The organism is Streptomyces sp. NPDC058697 (genome assembly GCF_042715345.1).
In the GTDB taxonomy this organism is placed as follows: Bacteria; Actinomycetota; Actinomycetes; order Streptomycetales; family Streptomycetaceae; genus Streptomyces; species Streptomyces liliifuscus.
This window is the reverse complement of record NZ_JBHXSU010000026.1, coordinates 63,603-80,758: the sequence shown is the minus strand read 5'-3', so window position 1 is coordinate 80,758 and position 17,156 is coordinate 63,603. Positions and strand designations below refer to the sequence as shown.

Here is a 17,156-nt window from a genome sequence, read left to right as displayed (position 1 = left end):
GGCCGCACCTCGGGGTGGCCCCGTCAGCCCTCGCGCGCCCCCGACGGTTCCGGTGCGCCCAGGACCGTGTCCCGCTCCTTGTCCGACAGTGGCGGATCGGCGAGGGGTGCCCGGCGGGGCCCCCGGAGCACCGCGATGACGACGGCCGGCTTGACCAGCGCGCTGAGCGGCTTGGACAGCGTCACCACGTCGAAGAACGCCTGGGTGACCAGGGGGCGGGCGGTCGCCGTGAGCATGAGGCGGTCGATGTAGCGGCCCAGGAGCTTGTCCGTGAGGCCCGGCTCCTCGCCGATGGCGCCGGGGTAGAGGATGTCGGTGCCGGTGGCCAGGTCCCAGGCGGTGGCGACCGGCCGGGCCACGGCCCGCTGCGCACGGCGGGCGAGGCCGGGCGTGGCGATCCCGTACTCGGCCACGTGCTCCCGCAGCGCCACGGCACCCTGCGCGGCCACCGAGAGCCCGTGCCCGTACACCGGGTTGTACGTGGCGACCGAGTCACCGATCGCGACGAAGCCCTCGGGCCAGTCCTTGACCTTCTCGAACAGGTGGCGGCGGTTCACGGTGCTGCGGGTGACGACGACATCCGACAGCGGCTCCGCGTGGGCGATGAGCTCGCCCACGATCGGATGCCTGACCTCGCGGGCGAACGTCTCGAACTCCTCGGCGGAGCCGGTGGGCTGGCCGCCCCGCGTGCCCGAAAGGGTCACCAGCCAGCGGCCGCCCTCGATCGGCACGATGGTCGTCGTCCGCCCGGGCACGGGCTGCCGCGCGTCCGACTGCACGTTCACCAGGGGGTAGTCCTCGGTGCCCTCGGGCGCCCGGAAGATCCGGCTGGCGTACGCGAGTCCGGAGTCGACCTCCTCCATCGGGGCCGGGGACACACCCAGCTCGTCGAGCCATTTGATGGCCCGGGAACCGCGCCCGGCGGCGTCCACGACGAGATCGGCCGCCAGGACGCTCTCCTCGCCCTCCTTCGTACGGACCCGCACACCGGTCACGCGCCGCGCGTCGCCCTCCAGACCGAGCAGTTCGGTACGTGGCCGGACGGTGACACGGGCGCTGCGGACGACCCGCTCCCGTACCACCCAGTCGAGGAGGTCACGGCTGCAGGCGATCATGAACTGCATCTCGGGCCACCGGCGGAACCAGCCGCGCGGCTGCATGGAGACAAGACCCGTCGGCAGCGAGATGCGCCGGGCACCGGCGGCGAGCCACCCGTCGGTGACGCCGGGCAGCAGCTCCTCCATCGCGCGGGCCCCGCCGGACCACACGACGTGGACGTGACGCGCCTGGGGGAGCCCCTTGCGCGGCTCGGGTCCGTCCGGCAGCGCGTCGCGCTCGACGACGGTGACGTCCGCGTACGCGCTCAGCGCGGCGGCGGCCAGCATGCCGGCCATTCCACCGCCGATCACGACAGCACGTCTGGGGGCCGTTCCCGGCGCGGGGCTAGCTGGTTCGCTCATGGAAGTCGCTCTCTGACCTGGTCGCGTACTGCCCTCGGGCAGCCGCGACGACGGGGGACTGACGCAGCGCGATGGACATCCGCACGAGGTCGCGCGGTCCCTCGGTGGACATGGACGGAGAGGTGGCGGCGGGCGAGCCGGCGGAGGCCGGGGCGTCGGCCGGCTCCGCCGAGTCGATGACCCTGCCGTCCGGGTCGGCGGCCCGGGCCCGCACCGCCGCCGTCACCATCGCCGCGTCGGCCTCTGCCTGTGCCTGGGCGGAATCGGAGCCCGCCGCGAGCGCCGCGTCGTAGGCGCTCGCGCGCACCGCGGTGTCGAAGTAGGGATACAGGCTGAGCATGCCGTCGTGGATGTCCGACTCCCGCTGGGTGACCTGGAGTTCGGCCGGGGACCACCAGGACATCCGCACCCCGTGGGCCGCGTGCGGCGAGACCGGCTTCAGCTCGCGCCACAGCGGGCCGAGACGGCGGTACGTCGACCAGGTGGACCAGGTGTCGCCGACCCGCTGGCAGGCCAGCGGGAAACAGAAGCCGATCGCGCTGATCTGCACCCCGGCGGAGGCGAGCACGGGCGCCGCGTCGGAGCTGAGGTAGTCGAGGTTCGCGCCGTTCCAGCGGGCGATCACCGCGGTGAACTTGGTGGTCAGATAGGCGATGTTGAACAGATAGCCGGCCACGATGATCAGCAGGCCGGCCCGCAGCCACCCCTGCACCTGAAGCGCCCAGCGCCCGCACATGACGCTCATCGCGACACCCGAGACGGTCAGCGCCGCGAGATAGAGCACGATCATCTCGCGGACGAACGGTTCGTTGGCGTAGTACGTGTCGAAGTCCACCAGCCGCTCCACTGGCGAGTCGCCGAGGACGAAGAGCACGACCAGCGCCACGATCACGACGCTGTAGCCGATGATCCAGCGGCGCGACACCCGGCGGGTCGACTCCGCCGGCCCGCCGCGCCAGTTGACGATCAGCACCAGACAGGCGGCGCTGAAGGCGCTCAACAGGCAGTAGACCAGCGGCGCCGACACATTCGTGATCCCGATGACGTCGTTGACCTCGCCGATGGTCGGAGGGGCCGCGAAGAAGAACACCAGCCCGGCCAGCGCCATCAGCGTGCACACGGAGCGCAGCAGCGGATCGCGCCAGGACCTCGACAGCGCGGGCGCCTTGACCAGGAGGGCGGCCGCCATGGCGACGGCGGGAATGTAGTAGCTGGACCCGTCCACGGTGAGTCGGCGCCCTCAGCCCTGCGGCCCGCGATAGCCCAGGGTGGCCTCGATCCGGCCGGCGAGACCGTCACGCCGTACGGGTCCGCGCAGCGCCGAACCCGCGAGCCACACCCGGCACTTGCTCGCCAGCAGCAACCCGAAGCTCTCCGCGTCCTTCTCGTCGGCCAGGTCCGAGCGGGTGCGGGCCGCCACCCTGAGGACGGTCGCCTGGAGGTCGGCGTCGTCCGAGAGCATGCGGGCGGCGACGGCCGCGCCCTCCACGTGGTGGCTGCAGTGCCCGGCGTTCATGTGCCACAGCTCGTGGCCGAGGATCACCAACTGGTGGTCGGGCGCGGTGCGTTCCTCGACGACCACGAGGTCCTGGTCGGCCATGTCGAGCCAGAGCCCGCTGGCGGTGCCCGGCGGGAACGCGGCCGTACGGAACTGCACGGGACGCCCACGCCGTCGGCTCATGGCGTCGCACAGCGCGGCGTACAGATCGGCGGGCTCCGCCGGTGCCGGCAGTGAGAGCTCGTCGACCAACTCGCCGCACAGACGGCGCATGTCCTTTCCTATGCCCACAGAATCCCCCGGATCACGACTCGGGCCGCTTGACGCTCTCCAAGAGCATGTCCAGCCACTCGGCGACCTTGTCCCGGTGCTGGTCGGTGGGCAGCTGTGCGGCCCGCCAGGCGATGCCGCGGACCCCGTGGTCCTGCAGCAGTCGCTCCAGCGGATCGTGGGCGGACGCCAGTGCCGCCTCGCGCTCCCGGTCGGCGAGCCGCTGGAGCAGCTCCTGCTCGGTGTGCTGGAGGGCGCCCGCGAGCGCCTCGGGGTCCTCCGCGGTGAGGAATCCGGCGTGCACCCGGAAGAACCGCTGGATGGCGTCGCAGTGCTCCATCGTGGGGCGCCGGTCGCCGTTGATGAGGGCGCCCGCCTGCTGGCGCGACATACCGGCGCCGTCGGCGATCTCCTGCTGGGTGTAGCGGCGGCCGCCCGGCTTCAGCCGGGTACGGCGCAACAGGTCGAGACGCTGCAGGAAGCGGGCCTGGAGATCGGGCTCGCCCGCGGGCCGCCCGTTGAGCAGCGATCTGACCACGACCTCGGGGACTCCGGAGGCCGCGGACAGCCGCCGGACGTCGAACACCTCGTCGTGCGGCGCACCGAGCCGGTCGGCCAGCCCGGTGACTCGGGCCACGACGGCCGGCAGCAGACCCGTCGCCGTGGCGCCCGGAACCTCGAAGCCATCCGTCACCGACACTTCTCTCCCACGTCTCTGTCGACCGCTCTGGTGGAACCGGATTCCTCGGACGTGAAGCCCCTGTGGGAATTCCGGATGTGCGGAGTGAACCGCCCGAAGACCGGAGAGTAGCCCTTTGGTCGAACTCACATCCAGGTCTCGCCACAACTGTGGCGGGATTCAGCCGTCAACGGGCGTCAAATGCCACGATAGTTGACACCGCTCGGCCAGGGGTAGCAGGATCACGACGCCGCGATAGGGCCGCATAGGCAAGAGGGGTGGACCTCCCGATGGCATACCAGGCAGGAGGGTCCCGGCCGCAGCCGCGACCAGCCCCCGAGAGTCGTGAGGCCCAGGCGTATCTCCAGGACTATGCCGCGCTTCTGGAGGCCGTCACCTTTCCCTCCGTCGTCGTCGACCACCGCTGGGACGTCGTCCTGGCGAACGGTGCGTTCGAGACACTTTTCCGCGGTGTGGGCCCGCATCCCACCGCCATGCCGGGGGACAACTTCCTCCGGTTCGTCCTGTTCCATCCGGACGCGGGCACGGTCCTCGGCGAGCACGAGTCGAGCTGGTGTCTGCCGATGCTGGCGCACTTCGCCGCCGCCGTCGAGCGGCACGGCCACGACCACGGACTCCAGTCGATCCTCCGGGACATCGCCCAGGACCCGATCATGGACGCCGCCTACCGGCACGGCCTGCCGCACTGGATCCGCTCGGTCGGCCCGGACGCCGTCGAGCACGACGGCGCGGTCCGGCCGCTCCTGCATCCCGACCCGCGCTGGGGCCGCACGGACTGCCGCATCGTCGGGGAGACTACCAAGACCCTTCAGGGCATGGGCTACACGCGGCTGACGCTGGTCCTGCGCGAGGCCCGCCGCCCGCCCGCGCGGCGCACGCGACGCGCGTCGAGTCATCTGAGCGTGGTGCACACCGCGGAGGCGTAGCACCCGTCACGCAAGCCGTTGGTCCTTCACCACACGGTCGACCGGTGCCCCGCGCTTGGCCGCCTGGATCTGCTCGTACACATGGGTCCGCAGCTCGGCGAAGCGCGGGGCCACCCGGGTGTGCAACTGGTCGCGCCCGGCCGGGAGATCGATCTTCAGCTGCTCCTGGACGACGGTCGGGGAGGAGGACAGGATCAGCACCCGCTCGCCGAGATACACCGCCTCGTCGATGTCGTGCGTCACGAAGAGGATCGTGATGCCCCGCTGCCGCCACAACCCGCGGACCAGGTCCTCCAGTTCGGCGCGGGTCTGCGCGTCCACCGCCGCGAACGGCTCGTCCATGAGCAGCACATCGGGCTCGTACGCGAGCGCGCGGGCGATCGCCACCCGCTGCTGCATGCCGCCCGACAGCTGCCACGGGTACGCGCCCGCCGCGTCGGTGAGGCCGACCGACTCCAGCGCGTCGGCGACCAGTTCGCGGCGCCTAGCACTCGACAACTTCTTCTGTTTGAGGGGGAGTTCGACGTTCTCCCGGACCCGCATCCAGGGGAAGAGACTTCGCCCGTACTCCTGGAAGACCACGGCCATCCCGGGCGGCGGCCCGGTCACCCGCTCGCCTCCGAGGAGGACGTCACCGGCAGTGGGCGTCAGCAGTCCGCCCACGCACTTGAGCAGTGTCGTCTTGCCGCAGCCCGACGGGCCGACGAGACACACCAGTTCGCCGGCCTCGACCGTGAAGGTGAGGTCGCGTACCGCCTCCACGCGGCGGTCCGACCCCTCGTAGACCTTCTGGAGGCCGCGTACGTCGAGCATGGAGCGCCCTTTCGAGAGGTTCACGTTCGAGAGGTTCACGAGGACCGCCGGGAGACGTCGCGCAGACCGTGGTACCAGCCGAGCACCCGCCGCTCGACCAACCGGAAGAGAACCGACAGCACGAAACCGAGCAGCCCGAGCAGCAGGATCCCGGTCCACATGTCGGGGATGGCGAAGCCGCGCTGGAACTGGACGATGGTGAAGCCGAGCCCGTTGCTCGCGGCGAACATCTCACTGATGACCATCAGGATGATGCCGATGGACAGGGCCTGCCGCAGCCCCGCGAAGATCTGCGGGCTCGCCGAGCGCAGCACCACGTGCCGCAGCCGGGCGACCCCTGTGATGCCGTACGAGCGGGCCGTCTCCGACATCACCGAGTCGACCGCACGGACGCCCTCCACGGTGTTGAGCAGGATCGGCCAGACACAGCCGCTCGCGATCACGGCGATCTTCATGGTGTCCCCGATGCCCGCGAACAGCATGATGACCGGCACGAGCACCGGTGGCGGCACCGCGCGCAGGAACTCAAGCACCGGCTCGCACACGGCCCGTACCCTGCGGTACGAGCCGATCACGGTGCCCAGCGCCACACCGGCGACGGCCGCGCACGCGTAACCCGCGCTCAGCCGCAGCACGCTCGGCAGTACGTCCTCGCGCCACCGCTCAGCCGTCCACACGTCCGGGAACGTGGTGAGGATCGTGCGCAGCGGCGGCCAGTAGACGTCGGTGCTGTCGTCCGAGGCGACCCACCAAAGCGCGACCAGCAGCGCGGGCAGCGCGACGACGAAGAACACCCGCAGCAGGACGCCCCTCACACCGCCACCTCCCCGCGCACCGACTGGTGCCAGGCCAGCGCCCGCCGCTCGACGGTCCGCGCGCCCACGTTGATCAGCAGCCCGAGCAGTCCGGTGACCACCACCAGCGCGTACATCTCCGGCACGGCCTGCGAGGTCTGGGCGACGGCGATCCGCGCGCCCAACCCCGGTGCCCCGATGACGAGTTCGGCGGTAACCGCGAGGATCAGCGCCACCGCGGCGGCCAGCCGCACACCCGTCATGACGTACGGGAGGGCCGTGGGCCAGAGCACGTGCCGGATCCGTGCCCAGGTGCCGAGGCCGTAGGAGCGGGCCGTCTCCTCGGCGACCGGGTCGACGTCCCGGACGCCGTACATGACCTGGACGAGGACCTGCCAGAAGGACGCGTACACGACCAGGAGGAGGACCGAGCGCAGTTCGGTGCCGAACAGCAGGACGGCCAGCGGGATCAGGGCGACCGAGGGGATCGGGCGCAGGAACTCGATCGTCGAGGCCGTCGCCTCGCGGAGGTAGGGCGTGACCGAGATCAGAACTCCCGCCAGGATTCCGGCCGTCACCGCGATCGTGAGCCCGATCGCCCAGCCGGTGAGCGTGTCCCCGAGCGCGGTCCAGAACGCCTCGTCGGCGAGCTCCGTCGCGAGCGCGTCGGCTATGCGGCTGGTGGGCGGGAAGTACTCGTCCTTGACGAGGCCGAGCCGCGGCACCGCCTCGCCCAGTGCGAGGAAGACCGCGAGCCCGGCCGCGCCCAGGAGGGCGTTGGTGCCCCTCACGGCAGCAGCTTGTCCAGGTCCGGGGCCTTGTCGAACAGGCCGTCCTGCACGCCCAGTTCGGACAGCCGCTCGATCGAGGCGCGGTTCGGCTCGGCCGGCCACCGGGGCAGGGTCAGCGTCTCCAGGAGGTTCTTCGGGATCTTCGTGTACGTGGCGATGATCTCGCGGGCCTCGTCCGGGTGGCTGTCGGCGTACGCGAGGGACTCGGCGGTCGCCTCCTGGAACTTCTTCACCATCTCCGGGTTCTTCTGTGCGTACTGCTGGGAGGTGAAGTACATGGCCACGGTGAGGTCCGGCGACACGTCGACGAAGAGCGACGCGATACTGGTGCCGCCCTGGGACTTGATGGTGGCGAGCGCGGGTTCCACCACACAGGCCGCGTCCACCTGGCCGTTCGCGAGCGCGGCCGGCATCTGGTCGAAGGGCATCTCCACGAACTCGACCTTGGACGGGTCGCCGCCGTCCTTGCGGACCGACTCCCTGGTCGAGGTGTCACAGATGTTGTTGAGCGTGTTGGCGGCGACCTTCTTGCCCTCCACGTCCTTCGCGGACTTGAGGGGGCTGCCCTTCTTCACCGCGAGCTCCGCGAAGTCGGCGCCTTCCTTGCCGGTCGACGCGACACCGTTCGACACGGCCTCGACCGGCATGTTCTTGGACTGGGCGACCAGCAGGGACGTCATGTTGCTGAAGCCGAAGTCGAACTGGCCGGAGACGACACCGGGCACGATCGCCGCACCGCCCTGGGCGCTCGTCAGCGACAGCTTGATGCCGCGTTTGCTGTAGAAGCCCTTCGACTGGCCCAGGTACAGGGGCGCGACGTCGATGATGGGGATGACGCCGGCCTTGATCGTGGTGGTACCACCGCCGGACGCCTTGTCGTCGTCCGACCCGGCGGAGTCGGACGAACCGCAGGCCGTCGCGGTGACGAACACGGCGCCGGCCGCGAGGCCGATGAGCAGACGACGCATGACTCCCCCTCTGGACCACTGGGACAGTTCCTCGACAGGCTGTGCGCAGACCGCACAGAAGTGCTCAGCGGGAACGTAGAACCTCGCCGGGAGCGGGTCAATGCTCTTGACACGCAAGGTCGTTGACAGTTGCCGAAGTGTGCTCCTAGCGTGCGCAGTGCGCACCCCCGTGCGTCCCGTGGAGGCGATGATGCCTGCTGGAGCCCGCGAACCGCACTTCGTCCGTTCCTTCGAGCGCGGCCTCGCGGTCATCCGCGCCTTCGACGCCGAGCACCCGGAACTGACGCTCAGTGAGGTGGCACGGCACACCGACCTCACCCGCGCGGCGGCCCGCCGCTTCCTGCTGACGCTCTTCGACCTGGGATACGTGACGACGGACGGGCGGATGTTCCGGCTCACCCCGCGCGTCCTCGAACTCGGCTACTCGTACCTGTCCAGTTTCACCCTGCCGGAGATCGCCGAGCCGCACTTGGAGCAACTCGTCGCGCAGATAAGGGAGTCGTCGTCCCTGTGCGTCCTCGACGGCGACGACATCGTGTACGTGGCACGGGTGCCCACCCACCGCATCATGACCGCGACGATCACGGTCGGCACCCGCTTCCCGGCCCATGTCACCTCCGTGGGGCGGGTGTTGCTCGCGCAGCTGCCCGACGAGGACATCGACGCCCGGCTCGTCCGCGCGGACCTGCGCGCTCTCACGGGCCGCACGATCGTCTCGGCCGACCTGCTGCGCACCGAACTGCGCCGGGTCCGCCGACAGGGGTACGCGATCGTCGACCAGGAACTGGAGGAGGGGCTGCGCTCGGTCGCCGTCCCGGTACGGGACCGGGACGGCGAGGTGGTGGCGGCGGTCAACATCCCCGTGCACGCCAGCCGCAACTCCGTCGACTCCGTACGCCGTGACCTGCTGCCGCACCTGCTGGCCACGGTCGCCCGGATCGAGGCGGACCTGGGGTCCGTCCGGCGGATCGGGTCGGAGACGCGGTAGGAGTCGTCACAGGTCGAGCACGAGGCGCTTCCCGCGGCACCGGGACACACAGATGAGCATGGTCTCGCCGGCCTCCCGCTCCTCGTCCGTGAGCACCGAGTCCCGGTGGTCCGGGGTGCCTTCGAGTACGTCCGTCTCGCAGGTCCCGCAGGTGCCCTCGGTGCAGGAGAAGAGCACCTCGACCCCCGCGGACCGTACGGTGTCGAGCACGGAGACGTCCGCGGGGACGGTGAGCGTGTGACCCGAGCGCTCCAGGACCACCTCGAACTCCGTTTCCGCGCCCGTCTCCTGGACCTTGGGCTGGAACCGCTCGACGTGCAGCGAGCCCTTCGGCCACTGTGCGCACCGCTCCTCCACGGCGTCCAGCAGCGGCCCGGGACCACAGCAGTAGACGAGGGTGCCGGGCTGCGGGCTGCCGAGTTCGGAGTCGAGATCGAGCAGCCCGGCCTCGTCCTGCGGGACGACGCGCACCTTGTCCCCGTACGGGCTCAACTCCCCGACGAAAGCCATGGAGTTGCGGGTACGACCGCCGTACAGCAGTGTCCACTCCGCGCCCGCCGCCTCGGCCTCCGCCAGCATCGGCAGGATCGGGGTGATGCCGATGCCGCCCGCGACGAAGCGGTAGCGCGGCGAGGGTTGGAGGGCGAAGTGGTTGCGCGGGCCGCGCACGCGGACCTTGTCGCCCGCCTCCAACTGCCCGTGGACATGGGCGGATCCGCCGCGTCCGTCGGGTTCGCGCAGGACCGCGACGCGCCAGGAGTGCCGGTCGGCAGGGTCACCGCACAGGGAGTACTGCCGCTCCAGGTCCGGGCCCAGGATCACATCGATGTGGGCGCCCGGCTCCCAGGCCGGCAGCTCCTCGCCCAGCGGATGGCGGAGGGTGAGGGCGAGCACGCCTTCGGCGGCCAAGTCCCGTCGCTCGACGACGAGTTCGGCTTCGTAGGAGGTCATGAGCCGTTTCCTTGGGGGACGTTCGGGCCGCGTGGACCGTTCGGCACGTTCGGGTCGCGCGGAGTGTGCCCTTCGGGGTGGCCGAGCATCCACTCCCACATCTCGATCGGATCCTCGGCGCTGTGCTCGGCCCCGCAGTGACAGGTGCCGTGCAGCACATCGGTGCCCGGCAGCCAGTCGATGCGGTAGATCTCGCCGGTCGGGCTGGTCACTGGACCTTCTCCATGGGCTTCTCGCCCTCCTCGACCAGCCGGGCGAGGATACGGCGGGCGGCCAGACCACCGGTGTCGATGTTGATGCTCAGCTCCTGGTAGCCGGTCCGCTCGGTCCCCAGCGTCTTCTGCAGCAGATTGAGCGCGTCCACGTCCTGCATCACTACGGTGTGGTTGTTGCCCCGCAGGAACTCGGTGACCTCGGCGTCGTCGGTCGCCCAGTCGCGCGAGACCATCCAGAAGTCGTACACCTTGCCGTCGGCGGACGGCGTGATGGCGTACGTGATCTCCGTGTGGAAGCCGTTCGGGTCGCTGCCGTCCGCCTCGGGCACCATACCGACCGGGGCGATCCGGCTGTGCAGCAGATACAGACACGGCGCGTGGTACTCGATGTCCTGCCAGCGGGTGATCCGCCCCTCGATACCGGTCGACCTGGCGTAGAACGGCGGGCACTCGGCGTCGTCCATGTGCCGGCTGACCCGCACGATGCCCGCGCCCTCGTCCACCTCGGTGGTGATCGGCGTCTCGGCGACCTCCGGGGTGCCGATGTAGCCGCCGTGCAGATACGTCTCGTGGGACAGGTCGAGGAGGTTGTCGACGAGGAGGCCGTAGTCGGCGTCGATCGGCTCCATCCCGCTGACGGTGACCCAGCCGGGGGAGTCCAGGTGCCTGGCCCGCGGAATGGTCTCCGGGTCGGCGAGGGCCGGGTCGCCTATCCACACCCAGATCAGGGCGTCCTGCTCGACCACCGGATAGGAGGCGACCCGGGCGGTGCGGGGGACGCGTTTCTGACCGGGCACGTACACGCACGCACCCGTCGTGTCGTACGTGAAGCCGTGGTAGCCGCAGACGATCCGGTCGCCGTCGAGCCCGCTCTCCGAGAGCGGATACCTGCGGTGCACGCAGCGGTCGTGCAGGGCGACCGGCCGGCCGTCGTCCTCGGTGCGGTAGAAGACGAGCGGCTCACCGAGAACCGTCCGACCGAGCAGCTCCCGCCCCACCTCGTGGGCGTAGGCGGCGACGTACCACTGATTCCTGGCGAAGGCGGTCATATGAGGCATGGGCGGTCCCGTCCCTGAGAGCGGGGCTCCGTCGCCCCGCGTGCCGTGGTTGCCATCAGAGTCGTGACCCTTGCGGGGGCTCCGCAAGGCGGCTTCCGCGAGACGGAAGAGCTCTCGCCGGTGTCCGTATCTGTGGGTTGCGTGGCCGTGCGGCCATGGCGGGGTGAGGGCTTGATTCGGACACTGGAGGTGTGGCCGGAGGTGCCGGCGGACGGAGTAGCAGGTGGTGGCGATGGTGAACGTTCATTCCGCAGCCGGAGTGCAGGTGCCGGATTCCAAATTGGCGAACGAGGCGACTCAGCTAGTCCGGGACAGTACGAGTGATCTCATTTACGATCATTCGCGGCGGGTGTACTTCTTCGGCAGTCTTCAAGGCCGCAATCGGGATCTCAGCTTCGACCCGGAACTGCTGTATGTCGCGGCGATGTTCCATGACCTCGGATTGGGGGAGCCGTTCCATGACAGCGGGCGCCGGTTCGAGGTGGACGGAGCCGACGAGGCGCGACGCTTTCTGCAGGCAAGGAAGGTGCCCGAGGACAGCATTCGCCGGGTGTGGACCGCTGTCGCCCTGCACACGACTCCGGGCATCCCGGAATTCATGGAGCCGGAGGTGGCTCTGGTGACCGCGGGCGTGGAGACCGATGTGCTGGGCATCGGATATCACGAGATCTCAGAGGCGGAGCGTTCCGCCGTGGTGGCTCTGCATCCCCGTCCCGACTTCAAGAACCGCATTCTGGGTGCCTTCACCGAAGGTGTGCGGCCCAAGCCGGAAACCACGTTCGGCAATGTCAAGGCCGATGTCCTCGCCCACTATGTGCCTGGTTTCGAGCGTGGTGACTTCGTCCGCACCATCCTGGATTCCCCGTGGCCCGAGTAGGAGCGCACTCCGCGGATCGAGTGGTGGCCATCACCGCATTCGACGGCGTGCAACTGCTCGATGTGACCGGCCCCGCCGAGGTGTTCGGGACGGCCAACATGTTCGGTGCCCGCTATGACGTCCGGACCGTCTCGCCGGGCGGCGCGGACGTGCGTACGTCCTCGGGCGTGCGGATCGGAGTGGACGGTGCCCCGGAAAGCCTGCCCGCACGGCTTGGCACCGTGGTCGTGCCCGGCCGGCGCGACTGGCGGCAAGCGGTCGCCGACGTGGACGTCGTGGAGTGCGTCACCGAGGTCGTACGCCGATCCGGCCGGGTCACCTCGGTGTGCGCCGGAGCCTTCCTTCTCGCGCACATCGGGGTGCTGGACGGGAGGCGAGCGGCCACCCACTGGCGGCTGGCCGACGAACTGGCGGCGGCCTATCCGCGGGTGAGCGTGGAGGCGGACCCGGTCTTCGTCAAGGACGGGCACGTCACCACCTCCGCCGGTATCACCGCGGGCATCGACCTGGCACTCTCCCTGGTAGAGGACGACCACGGCCCTGACCTGGCACGCGACGTGGCACGTGAACTCGTCGTCTTCATGGCCCGTCCCGCCGGCCAGTCCCAGTTCAGCGTCCGCCTGATTCCGCGGGAGGCCAGGCATCCCCGGCTGCGACGCGCGATGGACACGGTCGTGGCCGACCCGGCGGCTCCGCACAGCCTGGACACACTCGCCCGGGACGTAGGCGTCAGCCCCCGCCATCTGACCCGCCTGTTTCGCAGCGAAACCGGCATGACGCCAGGTCAGTACCTCGAATCCGCAAGGCTGGAGAGTGCCCGCGCCATACTCGAAACCGGCGACGAACCCGTCGAAGCCGTGGCCGGCCGGTCCGGTTTCGGTTCTTCGGAGACCATGCGCCGCGCTTTCCACCACACGCTGGGGGTGACACCCACCACGTACCGGGCACGTTTCAGATCCACCGATCCCGGTCGCTGAAGGCGCTGTCGGGTTCGCCGTACCGAGGACGGCCGGCTGGGCACCAACAGTTGGATGGTGGCGCAATCCATCTGCGACGATCCCTGCGTGGACTACCCGAACGATCAGCACCCCGCGGCCCCTGTCCGCTCCGGAATTCCGGAGCACGGCCGTATCCCGAAGTACTACGCGGTCAAGGCGCGGATCTCCGCCCTCGTCGACGAACTCGGCGAGGGCGGGCTGCTCCCCACCGAGCGGGACCTGTCCGAGCGGTACGAGGTCGCGCGGGAGACCGTGCGGCAGGCGATCCGTGAACTGGTGCTGGAAGGGCGGCTGCGCAGGCAGGGGCGTGGCACGGTCGTCGCGGGCCCCAAGCTGGAGCAGCCCCTTTCGCTCGCCAGCTACACCGAAGGCGTACGACGCCAGGGACGCACCCCCGGCCGCAACCTCGTCACCCTCGACCGCTTCCCCTGCCCCGAGGCGCTCGCCGCCGAGACAGGGCTCTCGCGCGGCGAGCCCGTCTGGCATCTGGAGCGCGTGCTGCTCGCGGACGACGAGCGGGTCGGCCTGGAAAGCACCTACGTCTCCGTGGCCCGCCTGCCCCGCCTGGACGCCGACTTCGAACCCGACTCCTCCTTCTACGCCTACCTCCACCAGCAGGGCATCGCCTTCGGAGACGCCGACGAACGCATCGAGACGGTGCTCGCCACCCCGCGCGAGGCCCTCCTCATCGGCACCCCGCCCGCCCTTCCGATGCTGCTGATCCACCGCGTCTCGCGGGACACCGACGGGCAGCCGCTGGAGCGGGTGCGGACGCTGTTCCGGGGGGACCGGTTCTCGTTCACGACCCATCTGCGCGGCTGAAAAACACCCTCCGCCGACCCGTCCGAATATAACGAAAAGATAACGGGTCTAGCCCAAACGTGATGGTCAGTTCACGCTCTCGTTGTGAGCCGGACCCTTCCGGTTCCCCGATCCCGAGGAGCGTGGCCGTCGTGAGAGTGATAGTCGTCGGAGCCGGCGTGGTGGGCACCATGCACGCCTGGCAAGCAGTGGAACGCGGCCATGAGGTCGTACACATCGAGCGCGAGGCGGAGGCTCGCGGCGCGTCTTTGCGCAACTTCGGCCAGATCTGGGTGAGTGGCCGCGCGGGGGGCGAGGAACTGGAGACCGCGCTGCGGGCGCGGGAGCTGTGGGAGGAGATCGGCGGCCGGATCCCCGGACTCGGCTTCCGCCCGAACGGCTCCCTGACCCCCGTCCGCGGCGACCTCGAACTCGCCGTCGCCGAGGCCGCCGTAGCCCGTGAGGACGCACCCGCCCGCGGCTACAAGCTGCTGACGCCCGACGAGGCGCGCGCCCTGAACCCCGCCCTGCGTGGCGAGTTCACCGGGGCCCTGTACTGCGAGCGGGACGCGGCCGTGGAGCCGCGCACCGCACAACTCGCCCTGCGCGCCGAGCTGTTGAAGTCGCCGCGGTACACCTTCCTGCCCGGCAGGGAGGTCCGCGAGGTCATCGGTCACCACGCCGTCCGTGACGACCACGGGGACGTGCACAGCGGGGACGTCGTCGTCCTCTGCACGGGCGCATGGCTCGGCGGCCTGGTCCGCGAGCTGGCCGGACCCGACCTGCCCGTCCGCCGCGTACGTCTCCAGATGATGCAGACCGACCCGCTGGGCGAGCCGCTCACCACCTCCGTCGCCGACGCCGACAGCTTCCGCTACTACCCGGCGTACGACTCCGCGGCCCTGGACGAGCTCAACGCCCGCCGGCCGCAGGCCGAGACGGCCGCGCGCCACCGAATGCAAATGCTCATGGTGCAGCGCGCCGACGGCGGGCTGACCATCGGCGACACCCACGAGTACGAGCACCCGTTCGCATTCGACACCCTCGAAGACCCCTACGACCACCTCACCGAGGTCGTCGAGTCCTTCCTCGGCCGCCCGCTGCCGAAGATCCGGCGCCGCTGGGCCGGGGTGTACGCGCAGTGCACCGACCCGAGCCGGGTCGTGCACCGGCAGCAGATGCGCGACGGGGTGTGGCTGGTCACCGGGCCCGGCGGGCGCGGCATGACCTGCTCGCCCGCGATCGCCGAGACGACCGCCAAGGAGCTGGGATGGTAAACGACCCCGAGAACATCCGACTTGTCGTGCTCGACATGGCCGGTACGACCGTCGCCGACGGCGGCCTCGTCGAGCGGGCCTTCACGGCCGCGGCACAGCGGCTGGGCGCCGATCCCGAGGCGATGCTGGACTACGTCCGCGCCACCATGGGCGAGTCCAAGATCTCCGTCTTCCGGCATCTGTTCGGGGAGGAGGCGAAGGCCCAGGAGGCCAACAAGGCCTTCGAGGAGGCGTACGCGGAGCTGGTCGACGGCGGGCTCGTCGCGCCGATCCCCGGTGCACGCGAGGCGATCGAGCAGCTCAGGTCCCAGGGCCGCACGGTCGTACTGACCACCGGCTTCGCGCGCACCACACAGGACGCGATCCTGGCCGCGCTCGGCTGGCAGGACCTGGTCCCCCTGACGCTGTGCCCCGCCGACGCCGGGGGCCGGGGGCGCCCCTACCCCGACATGGTCCTCAGCGCGTTCCTGCGGACCGCGGCGGCGGACGACGTCCGGCAGATCGCGGTCGTCGGCGACACCTCGTACGACATGCTCAGCGGGGTCCGTTCGGGGGCGGGCATGGTCGTCGGTGTCCTGACCGGCGCGCACGACGAGAACGCGCTGCGGGCGGCCGGGGCCACCCAAGTGCTGGGTTCCGTGGCGGAGTTGCCGGGAGCGCTCGCATGAGCAGCGGCATCCGCTTCGACTCGGTCACGGTCGCCTACGACGGGAACGTCGTCCTCGACGCGCTCGACCTCACCGTCGAACCCGGCGAGGTGATGGCCCTGCTCGGGCCGTCCGGGTCCGGCAAGACCACCGCGCTGCGGGCGGTCGCCGGGTTCGTGCGGCCCGCCTCCGGGCGGGTGTACCTGGGCGAGCGCGATGTGACCGAACTGCCGCCGCACCGGCGGGGGATCGGGATGGTCGTCCAGCAGTACGCGCTGTTCCCGCACATGCGCGTCGAGGACAACGTGGCCTTCGGGCTCAAGGCGCGCAAGGTCGCGAAGAGCGAGATACGCGGGCGGGTCGCCGAGGCGCTGGAGATGACCGGGATGGCGGCGTACGCCCGCCGCCATCCCCGGGAGTTGTCCGGCGGCCAGCAGCAACGCGTCGCCATCGCACGGGCGTTGGCCATCCGGCCCGGCGTACTGCTCCTCGACGAACCGCTGTCCGCGCTGGACGCCCGGCTGCGCTCCGGAATGCTCGCCGAACTCGCCCGGCTGCACCGGGAGTTGCCCGACGTGTCGATCCTGTACGTCACTCACGACCAGGTCGAGGCCCTGACGCTGGCCGACCGGATCGCGGTGATGGACCGGGCGCGGCTGCAGGACTGCGGGACCCCGCACGAGCTCTACCGGGCGCCGAGGACCGAGTTCACGGCCTCCTTCGTGGGCAACGCCAATCTGCTGCCGGTGACGGTGGGGGAGGGTGGCGTCTCCTTCGGAGGGCGCGAGGTCGAGGTCGCGACGGAAGGGATCGCGCGCGGCGCGCAGGCAACTCTGTGCGTACGCCCCCACCTCGTCGGCCTCGGCTCCGGACCCAACCAGCTCGCCGGAACCGTCGACGAGATCCAGTGGCGGGGCGCCACCCACCGGCTGTACGTCGACGTGGACGGCCACCGGCTCATGGCGGACCTGCGGGAACTCAAGGCTCCGCCGGCTCACGGGGACGCGGTGACGTTGCACTTCGCACCCGAGGACGCGGTGTTGCTGCCCGCGGGAGGGAGCCGTGACTGAGGTTGTTCGTCGGCTGCGGGTGAGTCGTGGCTCGTCGCGCCCACGCGGCGGTAG

The 17,156-nt window shown here is 70.4% G+C and carries 19 protein-coding genes; 8 read left to right on the top strand and 11 right to left on the bottom strand.

Annotated features, from left to right (window positions below; all coding sequences use genetic code 11):
* Positions 1-23 precede the first annotated feature (23 nt).
* The 4 genes from ACFWXQ_RS38745 to ACFWXQ_RS38730 are packed head-to-tail and all read right to left on the bottom strand — an operon-like array spanning position 24 to position 3,922.
* Positions 24-1,460, bottom strand: a complete 1,437-nt coding sequence (locus tag ACFWXQ_RS38745; RefSeq protein ID WP_386270271.1) for an NAD(P)/FAD-dependent oxidoreductase — start codon at positions 1,458-1,460, stop codon at positions 24-26.
* Positions 1,444-2,685, bottom strand: coding sequence for an MAB_1171c family putative transporter (locus ACFWXQ_RS38740; RefSeq protein ID WP_383952878.1), 1,242 nt, complete (start codon positions 2,683-2,685; stop codon positions 1,444-1,446). The genes ACFWXQ_RS38745 and ACFWXQ_RS38740 overlap by 17 nt, the downstream gene beginning before the upstream one ends.
* Before the next feature lie 15 nt (positions 2,686-2,700).
* A complete protein-coding gene (locus tag ACFWXQ_RS38735) occupies positions 2,701-3,231 on the bottom strand; it encodes a toxin-antitoxin system, toxin component (protein ID WP_383952876.1) in 531 nt (176 codons plus the stop codon).
* A 31-nt stretch (positions 3,232-3,262) separates the two neighbouring features.
* Positions 3,263-3,922, bottom strand: a complete 660-nt coding sequence (locus ACFWXQ_RS38730; RefSeq protein ID WP_383952874.1) for a helix-turn-helix domain-containing protein — start codon at positions 3,920-3,922, stop codon at positions 3,263-3,265.
* A 275-nt stretch (positions 3,923-4,197) separates the two neighbouring features.
* Here ACFWXQ_RS38730 and ACFWXQ_RS38725 point away from each other — a divergent pair, with 275 nt between their 5' ends.
* Complete coding sequence (locus ACFWXQ_RS38725; RefSeq protein WP_383952872.1) at positions 4,198-4,854, top strand: hypothetical protein; 657 nt, start codon at positions 4,198-4,200, stop codon at positions 4,852-4,854.
* 6 nt (positions 4,855-4,860) lie between these two features.
* Here ACFWXQ_RS38725 and ACFWXQ_RS38720 read toward each other — a convergent pair whose 3' ends face one another.
* Genes ACFWXQ_RS38720 through ACFWXQ_RS38705 form a run of 4 tightly spaced genes read right to left on the bottom strand, consistent with a single transcriptional unit; the run spans position 4,861 to position 8,220 of the window.
* Positions 4,861-5,667: an ABC transporter ATP-binding protein gene (locus ACFWXQ_RS38720; protein ID WP_383952886.1), complete on the bottom strand. Its 807-nt coding sequence runs from the start codon at positions 5,665-5,667 to the stop codon at positions 4,861-4,863.
* 35 nt (positions 5,668-5,702) lie between these two features.
* On the bottom strand, positions 5,703-6,482 hold the full coding sequence (locus ACFWXQ_RS38715) for an ABC transporter permease (RefSeq protein WP_383952870.1): 780 nt from the start codon (positions 6,480-6,482) through the stop codon (positions 5,703-5,705).
* The gene (locus ACFWXQ_RS38710; protein ID WP_326758431.1) at positions 6,479-7,252 is read right to left on the bottom strand and encodes an ABC transporter permease; all 774 of its coding nucleotides are present in this window, start codon (positions 7,250-7,252) and stop codon (positions 6,479-6,481) included. Before ACFWXQ_RS38710 ends, ACFWXQ_RS38715 begins: the two co-directional genes overlap by 4 nt.
* Entirely contained in the window at positions 7,249-8,220 is a 972-nt protein-coding gene (locus tag ACFWXQ_RS38705) for an ABC transporter substrate-binding protein (RefSeq protein WP_383952868.1), read from the bottom strand. The genes ACFWXQ_RS38710 and ACFWXQ_RS38705 overlap by 4 nt, the downstream gene beginning before the upstream one ends.
* A gap of 190 nt (positions 8,221-8,410) precedes the next feature.
* On the opposite strand from ACFWXQ_RS38705, the gene ACFWXQ_RS38700 reads away from it, so the two are divergent.
* Positions 8,411-9,208: an IclR family transcriptional regulator C-terminal domain-containing protein gene (locus tag ACFWXQ_RS38700; RefSeq protein ID WP_383952884.1), complete on the top strand. Its 798-nt coding sequence runs from the start codon at positions 8,411-8,413 to the stop codon at positions 9,206-9,208.
* Positions 9,209-9,214: 6 nt separating this feature from the next.
* Here ACFWXQ_RS38700 and ACFWXQ_RS38695 read toward each other — a convergent pair whose 3' ends face one another.
* The 3 genes from ACFWXQ_RS38695 to ACFWXQ_RS38685 are packed head-to-tail and all read right to left on the bottom strand — an operon-like array spanning position 9,215 to position 11,432.
* Complete coding sequence (locus ACFWXQ_RS38695) at positions 9,215-10,159, bottom strand: PDR/VanB family oxidoreductase (protein WP_383952866.1); 945 nt, start codon at positions 10,157-10,159, stop codon at positions 9,215-9,217.
* Positions 10,156-10,371: a hypothetical protein gene (locus tag ACFWXQ_RS38690; RefSeq protein WP_383952864.1), complete on the bottom strand. Its 216-nt coding sequence runs from the start codon at positions 10,369-10,371 to the stop codon at positions 10,156-10,158. The genes ACFWXQ_RS38695 and ACFWXQ_RS38690 overlap by 4 nt, the downstream gene beginning before the upstream one ends.
* On the bottom strand, positions 10,368-11,432 hold the full coding sequence (locus tag ACFWXQ_RS38685; RefSeq protein ID WP_383952862.1) for a Rieske 2Fe-2S domain-containing protein: 1,065 nt from the start codon (positions 11,430-11,432) through the stop codon (positions 10,368-10,370). Before ACFWXQ_RS38685 ends, ACFWXQ_RS38690 begins: the two co-directional genes overlap by 4 nt.
* Before the next feature lie 232 nt (positions 11,433-11,664).
* Here ACFWXQ_RS38685 and ACFWXQ_RS38680 point away from each other — a divergent pair, with 232 nt between their 5' ends.
* The 6 genes from ACFWXQ_RS38680 (at position 11,665) to ACFWXQ_RS38655 (ending at position 17,102) form a co-directional block, all read left to right on the top strand.
* Positions 11,665-12,309, top strand: a complete 645-nt coding sequence (locus tag ACFWXQ_RS38680; protein ID WP_383952882.1) for an HD domain-containing protein — start codon at positions 11,665-11,667, stop codon at positions 12,307-12,309.
* A 23-nt stretch (positions 12,310-12,332) separates the two neighbouring features.
* A complete protein-coding gene (locus ACFWXQ_RS38675) occupies positions 12,333-13,286 on the top strand; it encodes a GlxA family transcriptional regulator (protein ID WP_383952860.1) in 954 nt (317 codons plus the stop codon).
* Positions 13,287-13,373: 87 nt separating this feature from the next.
* The gene (locus ACFWXQ_RS38670; protein ID WP_383952858.1) at positions 13,374-14,129 is read left to right on the top strand and encodes a GntR family transcriptional regulator; all 756 of its coding nucleotides are present in this window, start codon (positions 13,374-13,376) and stop codon (positions 14,127-14,129) included.
* Positions 14,130-14,260: 131 nt separating this feature from the next.
* Positions 14,261-15,385 (top strand): TIGR03364 family FAD-dependent oxidoreductase, encoded by a 1,125-nt coding sequence (locus tag ACFWXQ_RS38665; RefSeq protein ID WP_386270268.1) that lies wholly within the window; start codon positions 14,261-14,263, stop codon positions 15,383-15,385.
* On the top strand, positions 15,379-16,053 hold the full coding sequence (locus ACFWXQ_RS38660) for a phosphonatase-like hydrolase (protein WP_383954260.1): 675 nt from the start codon (positions 15,379-15,381) through the stop codon (positions 16,051-16,053). The genes ACFWXQ_RS38665 and ACFWXQ_RS38660 overlap by 7 nt, the downstream gene beginning before the upstream one ends.
* Positions 16,050-17,102, top strand: coding sequence for an ABC transporter ATP-binding protein (locus tag ACFWXQ_RS38655; RefSeq protein ID WP_383954258.1), 1,053 nt, complete (start codon positions 16,050-16,052; stop codon positions 17,100-17,102). Before ACFWXQ_RS38660 ends, ACFWXQ_RS38655 begins: the two co-directional genes overlap by 4 nt.
* Positions 17,103-17,156 lie beyond the last annotated feature (54 nt).

Coding starts and splice junctions, on each gene's coding strand:
- ACFWXQ_RS38680 (WP_383952882.1), top strand. CDS start 11,665: ATGGTGAACGTTCATTCCGCAGCCGGAGTGCAGGTGCCGGATTCCAAA.
- ACFWXQ_RS38700 (WP_383952884.1), top strand. CDS start 8,411: ATGCCTGCTGGAGCCCGCGAACCGCACTTCGTCCGTTCCTTCGAGCGC.
- ACFWXQ_RS38685 (WP_383952862.1), bottom strand. CDS start 11,432: ATGCCTCATATGACCGCCTTCGCCAGGAATCAGTGGTACGTCGCCGCC.
- ACFWXQ_RS38660 (WP_383954260.1), top strand. CDS start 15,379: ATGGTAAACGACCCCGAGAACATCCGACTTGTCGTGCTCGACATGGCC.
- ACFWXQ_RS38725 (WP_383952872.1), top strand. CDS start 4,198: ATGGCATACCAGGCAGGAGGGTCCCGGCCGCAGCCGCGACCAGCCCCC.
- ACFWXQ_RS38745 (WP_386270271.1), bottom strand. CDS start 1,460: ATGAGCGAACCAGCTAGCCCCGCGCCGGGAACGGCCCCCAGACGTGCT.
- ACFWXQ_RS38695 (WP_383952866.1), bottom strand. CDS start 10,159: ATGACCTCCTACGAAGCCGAACTCGTCGTCGAGCGACGGGACTTGGCC.
- ACFWXQ_RS38720 (WP_383952886.1), bottom strand. CDS start 5,667: ATGCTCGACGTACGCGGCCTCCAGAAGGTCTACGAGGGGTCGGACCGC.
- ACFWXQ_RS38705 (WP_383952868.1), bottom strand. CDS start 8,220: ATGCGTCGTCTGCTCATCGGCCTCGCGGCCGGCGCCGTGTTCGTCACC.
- ACFWXQ_RS38655 (WP_383954258.1), top strand. CDS start 16,050: ATGAGCAGCGGCATCCGCTTCGACTCGGTCACGGTCGCCTACGACGGG.
- ACFWXQ_RS38735 (WP_383952876.1), bottom strand. CDS start 3,231: ATGCGCCGTCTGTGCGGCGAGTTGGTCGACGAGCTCTCACTGCCGGCA.